This is a genomic window from Apibacter sp. B2912 (assembly GCF_009827835.1).
Lineage (GTDB): Bacteria > Bacteroidota > Bacteroidia > Flavobacteriales > Weeksellaceae > Apibacter.
The window spans coordinates 253,999-272,419 of sequence record NZ_WINV01000002.1; the positions used below are offsets into that span (position 1 = coordinate 253,999).

Below are 18,421 nucleotides of genomic sequence, written 5' to 3' on the forward strand. Positions count from 1 at the left end.
AATATTTTCAGCTTCTTGCTTTTATATATATTTTTTTAAAATTATTTTTGAAAGTAATAAGTAAGTAATTAAAATCATTAATACTTTAAAAGTCGATTAGATTGGAAGTTCAGTCGTATTATTAATTATTCTGAATATATTTTTTTGTTTAATTTTCTGTTATTTGATGTATAGAATTCCTTTATTTAGCAACTGAAAACTACTATTTTTTAGATGTATGGTAAAAACGTGAATTTTCAATTACCGCATCTTTAATTACACTAAAATCAACGGTATTTTCATTTACCGGATTTAATTTTTTATCGACAACATCATACATTCCCGAGGAATAAACATTAATTATCATATTTTTTTCAATGATAGCATATTTTTGATTATACCCGCAGATAAACCATTTTCTATTCTTGCAATCATATAAATTTTGGCCTACGCTATAATCGTAATAGTGATTTGTAACTCCCAAAACGTTATTCATAAGCGTAGGAATAATATCATAATGTAAAGTTAAATGAGTATAAGTTTTTGCCGGTCTAGAAGCATCAAATACAATTAGAGGTGTGCCAATTTGATAATCTGAAAAATTTCCTCCGTGTTGCCAATATCCTTTTTTATTGTCATTAAATTCTTGTCCATGATCTCCTGTAATGACTACAATTGAAGAGTCTAAGAGCTTTTTCTCTTCTAATTTTTTCAATATGTTTCCGATGAGACTATCAATATAATTTAATGAATTTTTATATCTGTTATAAAAAGTGATTGGATTGTAATCATCATTTAAAGCTATATAATTTACTTCATCTAACGTCGGTTTAAATTTAACAGGAAAATCTGAAGGGTAATCAAAGCCATGAGCAGAATCAAAAAATAAGAAGCTAAAAAAGGGAGTATTTTCTTTTGAATCATAGCCGTTAATAAATTTTATCCATTCATTATAAATGTCTTTATCTCTTTCTGAAGGTGAATTTCCATTCGATTCCAGTCTCAAATTTTGAATTCCTGAAAATACATTTTTATTAAAAGGGGGATTTTCAAGCGTTGAGCTTGACAAAATTGATAATGTATAGCCTTGCTTGAGTATTTCATTGAAAAAAACCGGAGATACTTGTAATCCTGTAAAATTATCATAATAAGTAGCAGGTATGGCATAAAATAACGAAAATATACCTCCTGTGGTCATATTTGATCCGCTTTTATGGTTTTGAAATACTTGTGATTTTTTGGACAACTCAAAAATATGCGGAGTTATATTTTCGGTCATGCAATTGAATCTCCAAGAGTCTATAACGATAAAAATTATATTCTTTTTTTGGCTATTTTCAGATAGAATGGGCTTTAAAGGATAATTGATCAATGATTTTGAGTACGAGCGACTAAGTAAAGTATTTTTTTCAATTTCTTGTTTATTAATTAAATTAAGTTTGCGAAAAAGTGATTCAGAGGTTAACGGATAGAAGACAGGATATATATTTTTCATTTGAGCAATAGGCCTGTATCGACTCGCATCAGCCCAAGCATATATAAAGTTTGTACCAATTAATAAAAATCCTACTATCACTAAGATTAGCTTAATTTTTAAATTAGGTAATTTATTGGATAGTTTGGAAGAAAAATACAGTATTAGTATCTCAAGTAAAATAAGTCCAATTAGGTAAAGTATTGCAATGGTAGTATTTATAGTTGAAAAATGAAAAATATCTGTAGCTCTTTTTCCAAAGACTAATTTAAATACTATAGGAGATAAATGATACCTAAATTGGCTAAATACCAGTATATCTATTTGCAGATATAATATAATAAGAATAGAAAGTAAGCTAAAAATAAGTTTAGATAGTAATTTTGATTTGGTAAAAAATAAGAATAAAAGACTCAGTAACAGTGGAACACAATTAAGAATAAAAAAATGTGTAATAAGTGAAGAAAACATATAAAAATATGTAATGAATCCGCTTAAATTTTCGGTATATTTTAAATATTTAATCCCTAAAAAAATTACCAGTAAAAAATTAAAAAAATTGGCTAAACATAATTGTTTACTAAACAAATTAATTTTCATTATATATATTTAAAAACAACAGTTTTGAATAAAGATACAAAATTTAATAAATTAATAGAACAATTTTCTTCAGTTAATATATTTAAATAGTATAAAAAACAATAAATCATCATTATTAGTAAGAAATATTTTAAAGCACCCAATGCCATTCCTGCTAGTTGGTTAGTAAAACCTAAACCTAATTTTTTTAAAATTTTTTCAATGATTCGGGATAAAAATAGAATACTTATAAATAAAATGATGAAAACGCAGACATAGCTAACCCATGTCGATGTTTCTTCTGAAATTATTTTATTTTGTAATAAAATGTGATGCATTTGAGATAAAAACAGAGAAGAAAATAAATATCCGACCGTGAGTCCTGCGATTGAAGAAATTTGTTTTAGAAAGCCTTTAATATATCCTATAATTGCACCGATTAGAGTGCCTCCCAATAAAATATATTCATAGTTCATTTTTAAATTTTATCTTCCTTATACTCCCCTAAGATATGTAAAAAATTGGTATTATTTTTTATCTCTTCCAACGCCCTGCGGTAATTGTCATCATTTCCTCCGGGAGTAATAATATCCGCATGAAAAGAATATTGGAAAACCGATCCTGATAAAGGCACGGATTGTATTTTAGTGATATTCATTTGATGGTTTGCAAGAATATTTAAAACTTTTGCTAAACTACCCATTGTATGATCTGTAGTGAAGTATAAGGATGCTTTCGTAAAATTTTCAACTTTTTCCGTTTGAGGAGATAATAAATAAAAACGGGTGTAATTATCAGAAACATCATGAATATTTTCAGCCAATACTTGCAATTGATACATTTCTGCTGCCAATTTTGAGCCAATAGTCGCTATACCTTTCATTTTTTTACTGTGAATGTTGTATGCACAAGTTGCGGTATCGTCTTTAGATAATAATTTCCAATCAGGATATTTTTCAAGAAAGTTTTCACATTGTAATAAAGCCATAGGATGGGTTCTAACTTCAGAAATTGAATCTAATGTTTCTCCCGGTAATGCTAATAAATGATGTTTAATCGGTAAGACCACTTCACCGACTATGTGTAACCCGTGTTTGGTAATTAAACTATAATTGGGTAAAATAGCTCCCGCTATTGAATTTTCTATGGCCATCATTCCATAGTTTGCTTTCCCATTAATTACATCCCTTACTACGGTTTTAAATGTAGGACTATCAATTATTTCCACTTTTTCATTTTGAAAAAAACGGTTTACGGCTTCATGATGAAACGATCCTTTAATTCCTTGTATTGATATTGACTTCATAAATTAATGGTACTAAACACTCAATTTTTTTTATTTTTATTAATTATATTTACATAAATTTAATGGAACAGCTTTGTTCAAGCTAGAAATAAAATGTCTGTAAAAATACAAAATCTATCTAAACATTATAAAGGACAAATTGCTTTACATGCTATTTCTTTGGAAATAAAAAAAGGTGAGATTGTCGGCTTGTTAGGTCCTAATGGAGCAGGTAAAACAACCATGATGCGGTCAATTACAGGATCGTTATCTTTTGACCAGGGAAAAATTTGGATCAATGGTATGGATAATCAAGAGTTTCCATATAAAACCAAATCGTTAATTGGTTATCTTCCGGAAAATAATCCATTATATTTAGATATGTATGTTAAGGAGTATTTAAGCTTTGTTTCAGATATTCATCATACTCCCAAAAGCGAGATCTACGACATTATTGAAAAGGTTGGCCTACAAAAGGAACAAAATAAGAAAATCAGTCAATTATCTAAAGGATATAAACAACGAGTGGGACTGGCACAAGCAATTCTCTTTGATCCTGAAATTTTAATTTTAGATGAGCCGACTAATGGCTTGGATCCAAATCAAATTATTGAAATCAGGCAATTAATTCAGGAATTAGGTAAAAAGAAAACCGTTATTTTGTCTACTCACATTATGCAAGAGGTTGAAGCCTTATGTTCAAGAGTCATACTTTTAAATAAAGGATCTATTATTCAAGATAGAAGCATTGAGGATTTTAAAGGTAAATATTTAAGTTTGGAAGAAGCTTTTTTCGAATATACCCATCATTAATTATAGAAAAAATAACAACTTTACTTTTTCTAAAATAAAAAAAAACTATCCTGTGATGTTTCTTCATCGTATAAATTGGTAGTTTCTTCATTGGTAAAATACAAATCATAGATAACATTTGAAGAAGAAATCATCTCTTGTTCAATCATTTTATCTTTACTAGATTCCATTTTTTTTGAAATTTTTTTAGGTGAACTTTTAGGAATATTATTAGTGGTTATATGGATATTGGTCGTTGAACCGGAAGTTGATACAAACGAATCCGACGGTTTAGGTGCATATAAATTATCTGTTAGAGCTAAATGTTTTTGATTTTCTAAGTTAGCACTTGTTATCGAAGAATCAGTAGTGTATTGATTTTTAGTACTAATTATTCCCACCATTACAGCGAAAAATAAACAGGCTGCTGCCGGAATCCAATATATTTTTTTAGAAGATAAAGTAAAAATTTTTGGCTTATCAGGATTTATTTTTTCAATCGTATTTGATACAATTTTCTTGTCTAAATTTTCAAAATAGTTATTTGGAATTTTGTAGGGAGACTCTGAACGGTTATTAATTAACGATTTGGAAACAATTCGTTTCTCCAACTGAGCAAAATAATTTTCAGGGGTTTGGAAAGGAGTAGATTTATTTTTATTGACGTTATTCATATAAGGTTTTAAATAAACTATTTTTCAATATTGGCTAAAAGAAATTGTTCAACTTTTTTAGAAGCATGATGATAGGAAGACTTCAAAGCCCCTACAGATGTTTCAAGAATTTCAGACATATCTTCATATTTTATATCGTCAAAATACTTCATATTAAATACAATTCGTTGTTTTTCGGGTAATTCGGCTATGGCTTGTTGCAATTTGAATTGAATTTCATCTCCATCAAAAAAATTATCATCTTTGAGTTGAGAAGACAACTGAATGACTAATTCATCGCTTCTTATATTTTTTTTCTGAGCAGCGCTATTAATAAAATTTAACGATTCATTAGTTGCTATTTTGTATATCCAGGTTTTAAGGCTAGAATTTCTTTTAAATCCGGATAAATTTTGAAAAACTTTAATAAATACATTTTGAGTTATATCGTCTGCATCTGCATGAGTATAGACAATTTTACGTATATGCCAATATATGGGTTGACTATACCTTTTTACCAGTAGCCTGAATCCGCTATTAACATCTTTTTCTAAAAGAAGTAAAAGTTCTGTTTCGTCCATTTTTATTCCTTATTATTAAGACAATAAGAAATTAGAAAAGTTTAATTTCAATTTATAATTTCATGCATTATAATAAAAATATTCTTTATTAAAGGAATGTTATTTCAAAAAAATTAGAAATTATTTTTAAATATATAAAATAAATTATGGGATTAAACCAACGGCCTGTTATTTGATATAATAGTTTGATAACTAGCAGCATATTATTTTGTTATCGCAATTACAACGTTTACCGTTAAATACTAAAAAATGGAAGAAAAAGAAATTATACTAATAACAGGCGCCCACGGAGCGGTTGCCAACCAATTATCGACACTCTTAAAAAGTTACTCTCTCCGTTATCTTACCAGAAAAAAAACCAAACCGAATGAATATGAATGGGATATTGAAAAGCAATATTTGGATACCAACGCTTTGGAGGGAGTTAAACATATTTTTCATCTAGCCGGTGCAGGTATTGCCGATGAAAGATGGTCGGATGAAAGAAAAAAAGTTATACTTTCCAGCCGTGTAGATTCGGCCAAACTTATTCTAAAAACCCTAAAGGATAGGAATCAAAAAATACAAACTTTTATTAGTGGTTCGGCTTCCGGCTATTATGGCAATACCACTTCAGACAAGATATATAAAGAAACAGATTCTAAGGGTAATGATTTTTTAAGTGAGGTATGTTTTCAATGGGAATCAGCAGCTGATGAATTTTTATCAGAAGGCGTAGCCGACAGAGTCGTAAAAATAAGGACAGGTATATCTTTATCTAAAAATAAAAAAGGCGTTTTATATAAAATTAAAAAAATGGTAAACTATTATGTAGGTGCCTGTCTCGGTTCAGGAAAACAGTATATCCCATGGATACATATTGATGATTTATGTTCAATTTATAAATATGTTTTAGTAAATGAAGGTTTACAAGGCACTTACAATGCGGTGGCTCCTTCCTACACAACTAATAAAGATTTAACTGTTGCCATTGCCAAAAAGTTAAATAAACCCCTATTTTTACCTAATGTGCCCGGTTTTATATTGCGCTGGTTATTTGGTGAAGTTTCTACACTTTTATTGGAAGGCAGCAGAATTTCATCTGAGAAAATTCGCACAGTCGGGTTTACTTTTAAATATCCCGATTTAGATAGTGCTTTAGATTCTTTATTATAGTTCTAAGAATAACGTTTATAATAGATAAAAGTTTAAACGAAGTCGTAATCTTTTCATATAAAAAGTTTGTGATCAATTATAATTTTTTATAATTGAGCACAACACAAATTATTATTATTTATTTATTAATTTATTGTAAATAGTCTAAAGACTTTTTAATAGCAATTTCCAATCCTGATAAATCGCTTCCTCCTGCTGTGGCAAAAGAGGGTTGTCCTCCACCGCCGCCTTTTATTTCTTTAGATAAAGCTTTTATGATCGTTCCTGCATGTAAATTTTTAGCTTTGATTAAATCTTCAGAAATTCCTATGGAAAGTGTAGGTTTTTGATCTGTATGAGTACCTATAATAATAAACAAATTGGAAATTTCATTCTTTAGTTGAAAAATTAAATCTTTTACCGATGCAATACTTAAGTCCGTCTGTAATCCAAGGTAGTTTACTCCATTCACATGAGTAATAGAATTTTTCCAAAGTATTTTTTCATGATTTGCTTTTTCTTTGTTGAGTTGCTCAACTTGTTTTTTTAGTTGATCATTTTCCGAATATAATTTCTCAATGGATTTAATAGGATCATCCGGCTGTTTTAAAAAGCTTTTTAAACGATCATATTGACTGAATTGATCTTTTAGAAATGTTATTCCCGTTTCGCCGGTAATCGCCTCAATTCTTCGTACTCCTGCGGAACTGGAAGATTCACTCATAATTTTAAAAAATATGATTTCATGCGTATTTTTTACATGGGTTCCTCCACATAATTCAACCGAATTTCCAAATTTAATTACCCGTACTAAATCGCCATATTTTTCACCAAAAAGAGCCATAGCTCCCATATCAATAGCTTTTATAAATGGGACTGCCCTATTTTCGTCTAATTCGATTCTTTCATAAATTTTGGTGTTGACCATCATTTCAACTTTTTGTATTTCTTCCGGACTCATTTTGCTGAAATGGGAAAAGTCAAAACGTAAATAGTCCGGTCCTACATAAGATCCTTTTTGTTCCACATGTTTACCTAGTACTTCCCGCAATGCTTCATGTAAAAGGTGGGTCGCCGAGTGGTTTTTGGTTATTGCCTCTCTTCTTTTGCTGTCTACCTTTGCATTAAATGGAAATTCAGGGTATTTTGGAAGTTCTTTTACCGTATGAATAATTAAATTATTTTCCTTTTTAGTATTTAGAATTTCAATTTTTTCATTTAAATTTTCAATATACCCTATATCCCCTACTTGTCCTCCACTTTCGGCATAAAACGGGGTAATTTGAAATACTAATTGATAAAATTCTCCTTCTTTATTTTCTACCTTACGATATCTTGTTATTTTAACATGAGTTTCTAAAAAATCATAACCTACAAATTCTTCTACATCATCTTCTTGTAAGATAACCCAATCATAATTTTTAAAAGTGGAAGCAGATTTGGAACGAGCTTTTTGTTTGCTCATTTCTTCATTAAAACCATTTTCATCAATGGTTTTTCCATGATCCTCGGCAATTATTCGAGATAAATCTGAAGGAAAACCATAGGTATCGTATAATTCAAAAACAACATCTCCGGGTATGATTTCTAATTTCGGATTGTTTTCCATAAAATTAGCCAATCGTACCAATCCTTGATCCAGCGTTCTTAAAAATCCAATTTCTTCTTCTTTTATAATTTCTGATATAAGGCTTTCTTGTTTAGAAATTTCGGGAAAAAACTCTCCCATTTGAGTATTTAAAATCGGAACCAGCTTGTATAAAATAGGTTCTTTGATATGCAAAACACGGTATGCATAACCAATGGCCCGTCTCAAGATTCTTCGTATTACATATCCTGCTCCGGAATTAGAAGGTAACTGTCCGTCGGCTATAGAGAATGTGATGGCTCGTACGTGATCTGCCAAAACTCGCATGGCAATATCTACGTTAGTGTTTTCGCCGTATTTTAGTTCGGATATTTCTTCTATTTTTTTTATTAAGGGAGTAAATACATCGGTATCGTAATTAGAAATTTTGCCTTGTAATACCATACAAAGCCTTTCAAATCCCATTCCCGTATCTACATTTTTTTTAGGAAGTTTTTCTAAACTGCCGTCCGCTTTACGGAGAAATTCCATAAAAACCAGGTTCCAAACTTCAATGACTTGCGGATGGTCATGATTAACTAAATCTTTACCATCGATTTTTTTTCTTTCTTCATCCGAACGGATATCAACATGTATTTCCGAACAAGGCCCACAAGGTCCTGTTTCTCCCATTTCCCAAAAGTTGTCTTTTTTGTTACCGAGAAGTATTCGATCTTCTGAAATATGTTCTTTCCAAAAGTTGTAGGCTTCCCTATCTTTTTCTAAGCCTTCTTCTACATCTCCTTCAAATATGGTAACATAGAGCCTGTCTTTTGAAATTTGAAATACAGCAGTTAACAATTCCCAAGCCCATTCAATAGCTTCTTTTTTAAAATAGTCTCCAAAACTCCAGTTTCCAAGCATTTCAAACATAGTGTGATGATAGGTATCTTTACCTACATCATCCAAATCATTATGTTTTCCTGAAACCCGTAAACATTTTTGAGTGTCGGCCGTACGCTTATTTTTAGGTTCTTTATAGCCTAAAAAATAATCCTTAAACTGTGTCATTCCGGAATTGGAAAACATGAGTGTAGGATCATCTTTTAAAACAATCGGAGCAGACGGAACTATACTATGTTGTTTAGATTTAAAAAAATCCAGAAAAGTTTTTCGTATTTCTTTAGAAGTCATTTTTACTACTTGGTTTTTGGAGCTACAAAAATAAGAATTTTAAAATTTCGTTTAAAAAAATTAATTTATTTCTGCGTTTTGTTTAAAATTTATGATATCCTTTAAATCATTCATGGTGTATTGCATCCACTCTATTTGTTTTTTAATCTTTCCCTCTTTATCAAAATAGAACCATGAAGTGAATTTCATGGAATGTATTAATTTATCCTTATAATAATAGGGATTATATTGCCCACTAACTGCTACGATGCTATCATTCGAAACTATTTCTTTAATTGTTACGCTTTCGGGATAATCTTGATGTTTTTTAAAATTTTTGTCATTCCAACTGTTCTCATACATATCCAAAATTATATTTTTGCCTTCCAATAAAGATTGCGAAACGGCATCTACCCATTTAGGATTGTTGTCCGTATAAAAGCTCATAAGTTGTTTAGTGTCTTTTCTTTGAGCATATATTTTATAAAATTCTTCTACATTTTTTATATTTTTCTTTTTCTCAATTGAAGTACACGATAGTAAGACGAGGCATAAAAGAAAATAAGAAACAATTTTTTTCATTATATAATTACGTTTAGTTGTCAAAAATAATACTATTAATTTATATTCATTTATCAATAAAACATTTGTTTTTAGTAAAGTGAATTTCATTTATGATTAAAAGTGAAAAAAATTAACAAAATCAATATAATTTAACATTTTTTTAACTATCTCATTGAAACCCTTTATTTAAAATAAATATAGAAGTTTTCATATGTATGCTTACCATATGTGAAATGTATTTAAGAATATTTTAGATAATGAGATTGTAATTTTGCAGCACAAAAGAGTAAAACTAAAATATGAAGAAAGTAACTTTAGCATTGATGATTATTTTATTAGTGTCTTTATCATTTACATTTTTTCACAGTGAAGAATTGGTAAAAGCTCCTTCTCTTTCTCATGTATCCGGTGACACTATTAAAGTAAATTACCAAAATGACAGTTTGACAAGTAATGTTTCCAAAGAAGAGGTAGATAGTAATGAAAAATCCACTCTTTCCGGGCGTGTTTCTTGGTATGGAGGAAAGTTTCACGGTCGATTGACTTCAAGCGGAGAAAGATATAACATGAATGATTTTACTGCTGCACATAAAACATTACCATTTGGGACGAAAGTTAAAATTATAAATCCAAAAAATGGTAAAGAAGTTATTGTACGAATTACTGATCGTGGACCATTTGTACCTAAAAGAGAATTTGATTTAAGTAAAGCTGCTTTTGCAGAATTAACAAGCTTAAATGCAGGAGTCATAAAAGTTAATTATGAAATATTGTAATTTCATTGCTTAAAAAAATTTTAATTATAAACTCCGGTTATTGTTAACCGGAGTTTTTTTGTTTATAAATAGGGAATCTTTCTTTTAATTATTTTAAAATGAAATGGAGTAAATAAATTGTATTTTAAAAGTTATTTTTATTTGATAAGATTTCAATTGATTTTCTTTATTTACGTACAAGTTATTAGGTAGTTAATTGTTTAAATTTGAATATCCAATACTTATAAAAATTTTTAACTGATATTTCTATATTCATTAGGAGTAATACCTAATTGATTTTTAAAAAATCGGGTAAAATGTTGAGGATATTTAAATCCAAGTTCATAAGCGATTTCAGAAATATTTTTATTCAGATCTAAAATTTTTTCTTTAGCTAAATAAATAACTTTTTCTTGGATATATTCTTGTGCTGATTTTCCGGTTTCTTTTTTTACTAAATCTCCAAAATAGTTGGATGATAAATTTAATTGTGAAGCGCAAAAGGCTACCGAAGGTAAACCCAAATTTTTTGAATTATCAGAAGAAAAATATTCATAAAGTAGTTTTTCAAATTTTTCTAAGATTCCTTTATTAATATCTTTTCTTGTATCGAATTGACGATCAAAAAAACGAGAACTATAATTTAGTAGTAGTTCAATATTGGTAGTGATCAATGTATTGCTGTGTTTATCAATAGGTTGTTCAATTTCATATTGAATATTCTTAAAACACTCTAAAATCATTTGTTTTTCTTTGTCGGATAGATGTAATGCTTCGTTACTGTCATAAGAAAAAAATGAGTATTTTTTTATGTCTTTACCTAATTGAGTTCCAAGTAATAGGTCGGGATGGAACAATAATCCCCATCCTTTAGGTGCATAGGTGGTTACATTGGGCTCCACTTTCATAATTTGTCCGGGTGAAATAAAAACGAGAGAGCCTTCTTGGAAATCATACGTATTTCTTCCATATTTTAATTCACCGCATTTTAATTCTTTTAAAAATATGGCATATAAACCGTAATTGAATGTTTGAGCTGTTATCGGTTTAGTTTTTGATAAATCAAGTACGTTAACTAATGGATGAGTGGTTTCAACTCCTCGCATGGTATTATAGGTTTTAACACTATCTATAGAAATAATTTTTTCCATTTTAGATGATCATTAGATTCATTCAAATTTACATAAATCATGTTTTTACTCGTATAAGAAATTAATAATCAGTAAAATTGATAATAATTTCAGTAAATTATATAAAATTAAAGCTATCTTATAAAAGTATCTTTGTTGATATAAATTTACTATTAAATATTTTTAAATGAAAACAAGAATATTAGGAACAAATGGACTTGAAGTTTCCGAATTAGGTTTGGGTTGTATGGGATTAAGTTTTGGTTTAGGTCCGTCCACTGAAAAAAAAGAAGCAATAAAAGTAATACAAACTGCTTACGATTCCGGAATAACTTTTTTTGATACAGCTGAAGTGTATGGCCCCTTTACGAATGAAGAACTGTTAGGAGAAGCGGTAAAAGATTTTAGAAGTAAAATAAAAATAGCCTCCAAATTTGGATTTAAAGATGGAAATTCCTCCAATCCGCCTGACAGTAGACCCGAAAGTATCAGAAAAGCTCTGGAAGGCTCACTTAAAAGATTAAAAACCGATTATATTGATTTGTATTATCAACACCGAGTTGATAAAAATGTACCGATTGAAGAGGTGGCAGGAACAATAAAAGATTTAATGAAAGAAGGCAAAATTAAACATTGGGGATTATCGGAAGCAGGTCCTCAAACGATAAGAAAAGCCCATGCCATTCAACCGGTTACTGCTCTTCAAAGTGAATATTCATTATTTTATAGAGATCCTGAAAAAGAGATTATTCCTACACTGGAAGAATTAGGAATAGGATTTGTTACATTTAGTCCACTTGGTAAAGGTTTCTTAACCGGAACCATTAATGAAAATACCCGGTTTGACAAAAATGATTTTAGGAATATAGTTCCTCGTTTATCGGCTGAAAACAGGAAAAAAAACTTTGTATTAATTGATTTTATAAAATCTATCGGGACAGAACTCAATGCAACACCTGCCCAAGTTGCTATCGCTTGGTTATTAGCTCAAAAGCCGTGGATTGTTCCCATACCGGGTACTACTAAATTAAATCGTTTGCAAGAAAACATAGAAGCTACTTCTCTAAAATTAAGTCCTGAAGTTTTAAATCGAATCAATGAAGGATTGTCTAAAATTAATATTGTTGGAGATCGATATCCGGAAAATCTTAATAAAATGATTGATAAGAATTAAAAGAATTATAGTTGGATAGGGTTTTTAATGAGTTAAGATTTCTAAGCAATTTTATATGAGTTAATAAACGCCGAAAATCAATCAATTATATTATTTTTTTTTGCTTATTTGTGACAACCGTTGATTGTCATATAATTTAAGTAATTGTAACTTTATATAAGGGACTGATATAAATTATATATCAGTCCCATTTTTATTTTGTTTACCAATATGTAAAAGCAAATGCGTAAATAAGAATTTTTTTAATCAAATGAATAGATGATAAAAACGATTATTGATAACCGGCAAAATTTTAAATAAATAGTTTAACTAAATTAATTCGCCATAAAGGTCAAAATCTTCTGCACGATTAATTTTAACAGATACAAAGCTTCCTACGGATAAATATACATCATGGGCTGAAATTAAAACTTCATTGTCCACATCCGGTGAATCGTATTCAGTACGGGCAATATAATAATCTCCTTCTTTTCTATCTATAATACACTTATAGGTTTTACCGATCTTTTCTTGATTTAATTCCCACGAAATTTGAGACTGTATTTCCATGATTTCGTTTACTCGATTCATTTTTTCTTCTTCAGAAAGAGAGTCTTCTAATGAATAAGCGGACGTGTTTTCCTCATGGGAATAAGAGAAGCAACCTAAACGATCAAATCGTTGTTCTATAACCCAATTTTTTAATTCTTCAAAATGTTCTTGAGTTTCGCCCGGATAGCCTACAATTAAGGTTGTCCTAATTGCCATGTCGGGAACTTTGGAACGGAAATCATTCAATAATCGGTTGGTTTTTTCTTTGGTAGTTCCTCTTTTCATGGATTTTAATATATCGCTTGCAATATGTTGGAGAGGAATATCAATATAATTGCAAATTTTAGGTTCATTTTTCATAAGTTCCAGAACGTCCATAGGAAATCCTGTAGGGAAAGCATAATGCAGACGAATCCACTCAATACCTTCTACTTTGATAAGCTCTTTTAATAAATCTGCGAGAGCTCTTTTTTTGTATATGTCTAAACCGTAATAGGTTAAATCTTGAGCAATTAAAATTAATTCTTTGGTTCCACCTCGAGCCAACGATTGAGCTTCTTTTACCAGTTCTTCAATGGGAGTTGAAATATGCTTTCCACGGATTAAAGGAATTGCACAAAAGCTACACGGTCGATCGCAACCTTCCGAAATTTTTAAATAGGCATAATGTCTAGGAGTGGTAATTAATTTTTCTCCTACCAATTCATGTTTATAATCAGCACCTAAAGCTTTTAGTAATAAGGGCAATTCACGAGTACCGAAATATTGATCGACATTAGGAATTTCTTTTTCTAAATCGGGTTTATATCTTTCCGAAAGGCATCCGGTAACAAATATTTTTTCAATAGTTCCTTCTTCTTTTTGTTTGACACATTCTAAAATAGTATTAATACTTTCTTCTTTGGCATTATCTATAAATCCGCATGTATTAATTACTACAATGTCTCCATTTTGTTCATGAACAACCTCTTTGTTATTGGCTTTTAATTGATTGATGAGAACTTCAGAATCGTAAATATTTTTAGAACAGCCTAAAGTTATAACGTTAATTTTTTTTTTCCCAACAGATTTTGTTCGCATTCACTGTTATTTTTAATAAGGCAAATTTATTTATATTTTTATGAAATGTATAGGATAGATTACAATCAAATAGTATTTTTATCAATTTAATTCTAAAATTTGTTTAACCCATGTTTTAACATGGTATTTATTAAGTATATGATCCGGAACTTTCTCGTATTTAGAATATAAAAATTCATCCGGAATTTCAATATTTTCAGGGTCTATAATTAAAATGTTCGCAGGATTATAAAAATCGTAATTGATAATGTCTTTATTAGTAGTTATCAATTTTTTATGATGTCCTAAAGCTTCAAATACACGAAATGTCAAGCCTATCTGTTCAGGCCTTTGTATGTCAACCATGAGATTAGATCTTTTAATTTTTTCAAGGACTTCATCTCTGGAAACCATTTTATTTAAATATTTAATCTTGGTTTTGAATTTTTGAGTGTAAAAATTAAAATGGTTACGATTTACAACCAGAAATTCATAGGGATAATTTTTATTTTCTAAAATTTTTGCAATTTTTTCTAATATGGGAGTTCTATTATCTAATGATGAAATATTGAAAGCTATTTTTTGCTCATTAAGATTTATATCTTCCATTTGCTCATAAATATAATTGGATATAAATTTCAAATTATATTTTTTAGCATCATTTCTATCATAACTGTAAATTTTATCAAAATATTTAAAAGTTTCTGTAATAGAAGGCATACGCTGAATACCATCGTAATGGTAAGCAATCATTTCATTACTTTTATGTTTACAAAATTTTAAAGTTTCAGGGGATAACCATTCTGCATGAATAATAACGATCTTATCAAATTTATCGTTTTTAGATAAGGCATTTTTAATCAATTTTTCCAGGTGGGTTCTTTTGATGTTACTATTAAAAAATGATTTAGTAATTAAATTTTTTAATCGAACCCAAAGATTGGGATACCTATATCTGTTTGCATAAATATCAATATGAATAGCTTCTATATCTAATTCTTTCATTGCAGAAATAATATATTTATCATATCTATAATAATCTAAAGATATTAAAGCGATTTTCATAATTTACTATTATTATATAACCATTGGTAGTTATTAAAATATTGCAAATTTAACTGTATAAACTAAATTATTATATTATAATCAACAATTTTTACAAATTTTAACTAATTATCTTATCTTTTTACTTCCTTCATAAATATCGTATTGAAAAAAACGACATTCCAATTTCCCGTTATAAATTTTAATTTTTCTTGAGGGACGTAAGCCGATTTTTTTATAGGCTTCCAGATCTGAAGTAATGAACCAAGCTAATGTGTTTTTATAATTATTTTTTAAAGTATCGCCGATATTTTTATAAAAATGATCTGTTGTAATGGATAGTCTTTCATCGTAAGGAGGATTAAAAACAACTAATAAGGGAAATAGTTCTTTTTGTGAAGTAAAAAAATCCTGATTTTTTAATTCTATAAATTCTGATAAATCTGCTGCCTCAATATTATTTTTTGCTGAAACTAAAGCTTTATCAGAAATATCATATCCGATTATTTTACCTGAAAAATCCTTAATCCTGTTAATTCGAGTATCTTTTATTTTGTTAAATAACTCTAAATCGAAATTTTTCCAATTCATAAATCCAAATTGTTTTCGATGTAATTGTGGAGGCATATTTAAAGCGATCATGGCGGCTTCTACTAACAAAGTGCCCGAACCGCACATCGGGTCAAGAAAATTTCCTTTTCCATCCCATCCTGCTAAATTCAATAATCCGGCAGCTAATACTTCATTTATGGGAGCTTCAAAATGAGATTTTCTATAACCTCTTTTAAAGAGTGGATCTCCACTGCTGTCTAAAGATATGGTAACTTCTTGGTTACTGATATGTAAATGGAATTTTATATCCGGATTGTATCTTTCAATGTCGGGTCTTTTGCCAAATTTTTTTCTGAAACGATCAACGATTCCATCTTTCATTTTTAACATAATGTATTGAGAATGTTTAAAATAATCGGAATATACCGTTGCATCAATTGCAAAAGATTGCGAATTGAAAAAATAATTTTCCCATGGAATTTTATTTATTTCCTTTTCAAAAATAGTTTCATTTTTAGCTTTAAAATGGTGTATGGGCACCAAAATTTTCAGGGCTGTTCTTAACGAATAATTCGCTTTGTATAAAAATCCTAAATCTCCAAGGAATTCAACCGCTCTGTTTTTTTTAACAATTTGAGAAGCACCTAATTGTTTTAGTTCTTGTACAAGCACATCTTCTAAGCCATAAAAGGTTTTGGCTTGCATCGTAAAGGAATCGTTATTAGCAAACATTATAATATTTCAATTAAAATGAAGTTAAATGTGTTAATAGGAATTTATCAAATTTTATTTAAAATACTTTTTTAAGATTTTATAGATTCTTAAAATATTTTTCAAATATAGGATTACTTTTTCTAGAAATTGATAATTAAATGTTATTAATAATTGAACCGAAATAATTTTTAATCAATAGTTTTTTATTACAGATAAATTATTAAATACAATTGTATATACTAATAAAATAACAATTGAAGATTAGTTAAAAAAGTAAAGCCCTGTAAGACAGGGCTTTTTAACTAATAGTTTACTAATTATCTATTTTTATTTTGTAACCAATCGATAGAAAAGTTACATTTTTTATATTCATCTTGAACTGTTATAAAGGTTGAAGGAATTTGCGCTTCTACCCATTTTTCAATTACTTCGTTTTCTTTAGTTTTCTGAGCAAAACCTTTGATTCTGTTATAGTCAATTTCTAAATTCATTTTGTGAGCCGGAATAACATCGGTTATCTTCAATAGTTTCACTACCGTTCTGTTATTTTCTTTATCTTCAAATACTTCGGATAAATCTCCTTTTCCAAGTCCTGAAAGGTTATAAAGCACTTTAGTAGGTAGTTTTATTTTTTCAAATCTGTTATCACCGGTTTGAGAATTTGATAATAAACCGCCATTGTATTTAGTATATTTATCGTCAGAATATTTTAAAGCAGCTTGATTGAACGTTATTTTTTCTGATTTAATATCTTCCCTGATATCTTCCAGTTTTTTTATAGCTGTTTTAATTTCTTCTTGATTAGGAACAGACATTAATAATATATGTCTTAAATCAATCACTTGACCTTTCTTTTTTTCAAGATAAACAATATGGAATCCATATTCAGTTTCAAATGGTTCGGATATTTGTCCTTCTTCCAATCCAAAAGCAACCGCATCGAACTCTTTTACCATTTGTTCTCTTCTAACATTTAAAATTTGCCCACCATTAGCGGCTGAACCTGGATCTTGTGAATATTTTTTAGCCATATCAGCAAAACTGGCTCCTTCTTCAATTTGTTTTTTTATAGATTTTAATTGATCAATCAATTCTTGTTTATGGCTTTCTGTTAATTTAGGGTACATATAGATTTGCCCATATTCGATTTCTTCATTTAAAGTAGGAAATTCTGATTCATGAGCTTTGTAAAAATCTTTTAAATATTCTGGAGAAACGTCTACATTTTTGGTGATGTCAGCCATTTTCCTTTGGGTATACATTTGATTTTTAATCATTGTTTCGAGTAAACTTCTTAGCTCACCCATAGTTTTAAATTTGAAATTGGTTAGAATATTAGCATCTGATCCAAAATAATTTCTATATCCTTCAATTCGTGATTCAGCCTCTCTTGCTACTTCATCTTTATTAACAGTTATTAGAGTATCTTGTTTTGCTTTATATAAAATAATTTTTTCTTTCATCATATTTTCTATAAAGCTGCATCGATCAGTTACGGTTTGTCCTTCAGATCGAGCGTAATTTTCACCTTCTTTAACATCAGTTTCTGTAATAATTTCATTTCCCACGACAGCTACAATTCCATCAATTTTTGTTTCTTGGGCAAAAATGAAGGTAGCCATAAAAAAGGTTACAACTATAAATAATCTATTCATTTTAATTTTTATATTCTGCAAATTTA

At 29.1% G+C, this 18,421-nt stretch carries 16 protein-coding genes; 4 read left to right on the forward strand and 12 right to left on the reverse strand.

Features of this window, described 5'->3' with window-relative positions:
* Positions 1-202 precede the first annotated feature (202 nt).
* From GFV01_RS04465 to GFV01_RS04475, 3 genes are read right to left on the reverse strand one after another with little or no spacing between them, the layout of a single operon-like run.
* Entirely contained in the window at positions 203-2,053 is a 1,851-nt protein-coding gene (locus GFV01_RS04465; RefSeq protein ID WP_160565131.1) for a DUF3413 domain-containing protein, read from the reverse strand.
* A complete protein-coding gene (locus GFV01_RS04470; protein ID WP_160542103.1) occupies positions 2,053-2,508 on the reverse strand; it encodes a CvpA family protein in 456 nt (151 codons plus the stop codon). The genes GFV01_RS04465 and GFV01_RS04470 overlap by 1 nt, the downstream gene beginning before the upstream one ends.
* A 2-nt stretch (positions 2,509-2,510) precedes the next feature.
* Entirely contained in the window at positions 2,511-3,338 is an 828-nt protein-coding gene (locus GFV01_RS04475) for a prephenate dehydratase (RefSeq protein WP_160542104.1), read from the reverse strand.
* 93 nt (positions 3,339-3,431) lie between these two features.
* Between GFV01_RS04475 and GFV01_RS04480 the strand changes: the two genes are divergently transcribed.
* Complete coding sequence (locus GFV01_RS04480; RefSeq protein WP_160565133.1) at positions 3,432-4,130, forward strand: ABC transporter ATP-binding protein; 699 nt, start codon at positions 3,432-3,434, stop codon at positions 4,128-4,130.
* A 29-nt stretch (positions 4,131-4,159) separates the two neighbouring features.
* Here GFV01_RS04480 and GFV01_RS04485 read toward each other — a convergent pair whose 3' ends face one another.
* Together GFV01_RS04485 and GFV01_RS04490 are read right to left on the reverse strand one after the other, a co-directional pair.
* On the reverse strand, positions 4,160-4,783 hold the full coding sequence (locus tag GFV01_RS04485) for a hypothetical protein (RefSeq protein ID WP_160565135.1): 624 nt from the start codon (positions 4,781-4,783) through the stop codon (positions 4,160-4,162).
* Between the two features lie 17 nt (positions 4,784-4,800).
* Positions 4,801-5,343 (reverse strand): RNA polymerase sigma factor, encoded by a 543-nt coding sequence (locus tag GFV01_RS04490; RefSeq protein WP_160565137.1) that lies wholly within the window; start codon positions 5,341-5,343, stop codon positions 4,801-4,803.
* A gap of 249 nt (positions 5,344-5,592) precedes the next feature.
* Between GFV01_RS04490 and GFV01_RS04495 the strand changes: the two genes are divergently transcribed.
* Complete coding sequence (locus GFV01_RS04495) at positions 5,593-6,498, forward strand: TIGR01777 family oxidoreductase (protein WP_160565139.1); 906 nt, start codon at positions 5,593-5,595, stop codon at positions 6,496-6,498.
* 130 nt (positions 6,499-6,628) lie between these two features.
* Here the strand turns inward: GFV01_RS04495 and alaS are convergent, their stop codons facing one another.
* Together alaS and GFV01_RS04505 are read right to left on the reverse strand one after the other, a co-directional pair.
* A complete protein-coding gene (alaS, locus tag GFV01_RS04500; protein WP_160565141.1) occupies positions 6,629-9,238 on the reverse strand; it encodes an alanine--tRNA ligase in 2,610 nt (869 codons plus the stop codon).
* A 60-nt stretch (positions 9,239-9,298) separates the two neighbouring features.
* Entirely contained in the window at positions 9,299-9,799 is a 501-nt protein-coding gene (locus GFV01_RS04505) for a hypothetical protein (RefSeq protein ID WP_160565143.1), read from the reverse strand.
* 281 nt (positions 9,800-10,080) lie between these two features.
* Here GFV01_RS04505 and GFV01_RS04510 point away from each other — a divergent pair, with 281 nt between their 5' ends.
* Positions 10,081-10,557, forward strand: a complete 477-nt coding sequence (locus tag GFV01_RS04510; RefSeq protein ID WP_220264894.1) for a septal ring lytic transglycosylase RlpA family protein — start codon at positions 10,081-10,083, stop codon at positions 10,555-10,557.
* A gap of 233 nt (positions 10,558-10,790) precedes the next feature.
* Here the strand turns inward: GFV01_RS04510 and GFV01_RS04515 are convergent, their stop codons facing one another.
* On the reverse strand, positions 10,791-11,687 hold the full coding sequence (locus tag GFV01_RS04515) for an AraC family transcriptional regulator (RefSeq protein ID WP_160565145.1): 897 nt from the start codon (positions 11,685-11,687) through the stop codon (positions 10,791-10,793).
* A 166-nt stretch (positions 11,688-11,853) separates the two neighbouring features.
* Here GFV01_RS04515 and GFV01_RS04520 point away from each other — a divergent pair, with 166 nt between their 5' ends.
* The gene (locus tag GFV01_RS04520; protein WP_160565147.1) at positions 11,854-12,840 is read left to right on the forward strand and encodes an aldo/keto reductase; all 987 of its coding nucleotides are present in this window, start codon (positions 11,854-11,856) and stop codon (positions 12,838-12,840) included.
* A gap of 309 nt (positions 12,841-13,149) precedes the next feature.
* On the opposite strand, the gene rimO is transcribed toward GFV01_RS04520, so the two are convergent.
* The 4 genes from rimO to GFV01_RS04540 form a co-directional block, all read right to left on the reverse strand.
* Positions 13,150-14,451 (reverse strand): 30S ribosomal protein S12 methylthiotransferase RimO, encoded by a 1,302-nt coding sequence (rimO, locus tag GFV01_RS04525; RefSeq protein ID WP_160565149.1) that lies wholly within the window; start codon positions 14,449-14,451, stop codon positions 13,150-13,152.
* 81 nt (positions 14,452-14,532) lie between these two features.
* Entirely contained in the window at positions 14,533-15,495 is a 963-nt protein-coding gene (locus GFV01_RS04530; RefSeq protein ID WP_160565151.1) for a hypothetical protein, read from the reverse strand.
* Positions 15,496-15,603: 108 nt separating this feature from the next.
* Positions 15,604-16,758, reverse strand: coding sequence for a class I SAM-dependent RNA methyltransferase (locus GFV01_RS04535; RefSeq protein WP_160565153.1), 1,155 nt, complete (start codon positions 16,756-16,758; stop codon positions 15,604-15,606).
* Positions 16,759-17,057: 299 nt separating this feature from the next.
* Positions 17,058-18,395, reverse strand: a complete 1,338-nt coding sequence (locus GFV01_RS04540) for a peptidylprolyl isomerase (protein ID WP_160565155.1) — start codon at positions 18,393-18,395, stop codon at positions 17,058-17,060.
* Positions 18,396-18,421: the final 26 nt, after the last annotated feature.

What these genes read in the sequence shown, in the direction of transcription:
- GFV01_RS04465 (WP_160565131.1), bottom strand. Translation starts at nt 2,053, where the DNA reads ATGAAAATTAATTTGTTTAGTAAACAATTATGTTTAGCCAATTTTTTT.
- GFV01_RS04470 (WP_160542103.1), bottom strand. Translation starts at nt 2,508, where the DNA reads ATGAACTATGAATATATTTTATTGGGAGGCACTCTAATCGGTGCAATT.
- GFV01_RS04475 (WP_160542104.1), bottom strand. Translation starts at nt 3,338, where the DNA reads ATGAAGTCAATATCAATACAAGGAATTAAAGGATCGTTTCATCATGAA.
- GFV01_RS04480 (WP_160565133.1), top strand. Translation starts at nt 3,432, where the DNA reads ATGTCTGTAAAAATACAAAATCTATCTAAACATTATAAAGGACAAATT.
- GFV01_RS04485 (WP_160565135.1), bottom strand. Translation starts at nt 4,783, where the DNA reads ATGAATAACGTCAATAAAAATAAATCTACTCCTTTCCAAACCCCTGAA.
- GFV01_RS04490 (WP_160565137.1), bottom strand. Translation starts at nt 5,343, where the DNA reads ATGGACGAAACAGAACTTTTACTTCTTTTAGAAAAAGATGTTAATAGC.
- GFV01_RS04495 (WP_160565139.1), top strand. Translation starts at nt 5,593, where the DNA reads ATGGAAGAAAAAGAAATTATACTAATAACAGGCGCCCACGGAGCGGTT.
- alaS (WP_160565141.1), bottom strand. Translation starts at nt 9,238, where the DNA reads ATGACTTCTAAAGAAATACGAAAAACTTTTCTGGATTTTTTTAAATCT.
- GFV01_RS04505 (WP_160565143.1), bottom strand. Translation starts at nt 9,799, where the DNA reads ATGAAAAAAATTGTTTCTTATTTTCTTTTATGCCTCGTCTTACTATCG.
- GFV01_RS04510 (WP_220264894.1), top strand. Translation starts at nt 10,081, where the DNA reads ATGAAGAAAGTAACTTTAGCATTGATGATTATTTTATTAGTGTCTTTA.
- GFV01_RS04515 (WP_160565145.1), bottom strand. Translation starts at nt 11,687, where the DNA reads ATGGAAAAAATTATTTCTATAGATAGTGTTAAAACCTATAATACCATG.
- GFV01_RS04520 (WP_160565147.1), top strand. Translation starts at nt 11,854, where the DNA reads ATGAAAACAAGAATATTAGGAACAAATGGACTTGAAGTTTCCGAATTA.
- rimO (WP_160565149.1), bottom strand. Translation starts at nt 14,451, where the DNA reads ATGCGAACAAAATCTGTTGGGAAAAAAAAAATTAACGTTATAACTTTA.
- GFV01_RS04530 (WP_160565151.1), bottom strand. Translation starts at nt 15,495, where the DNA reads ATGAAAATCGCTTTAATATCTTTAGATTATTATAGATATGATAAATAT.
- GFV01_RS04535 (WP_160565153.1), bottom strand. Translation starts at nt 16,758, where the DNA reads ATGTTTGCTAATAACGATTCCTTTACGATGCAAGCCAAAACCTTTTAT.
- GFV01_RS04540 (WP_160565155.1), bottom strand. Translation starts at nt 18,395, where the DNA reads ATGAATAGATTATTTATAGTTGTAACCTTTTTTATGGCTACCTTCATT.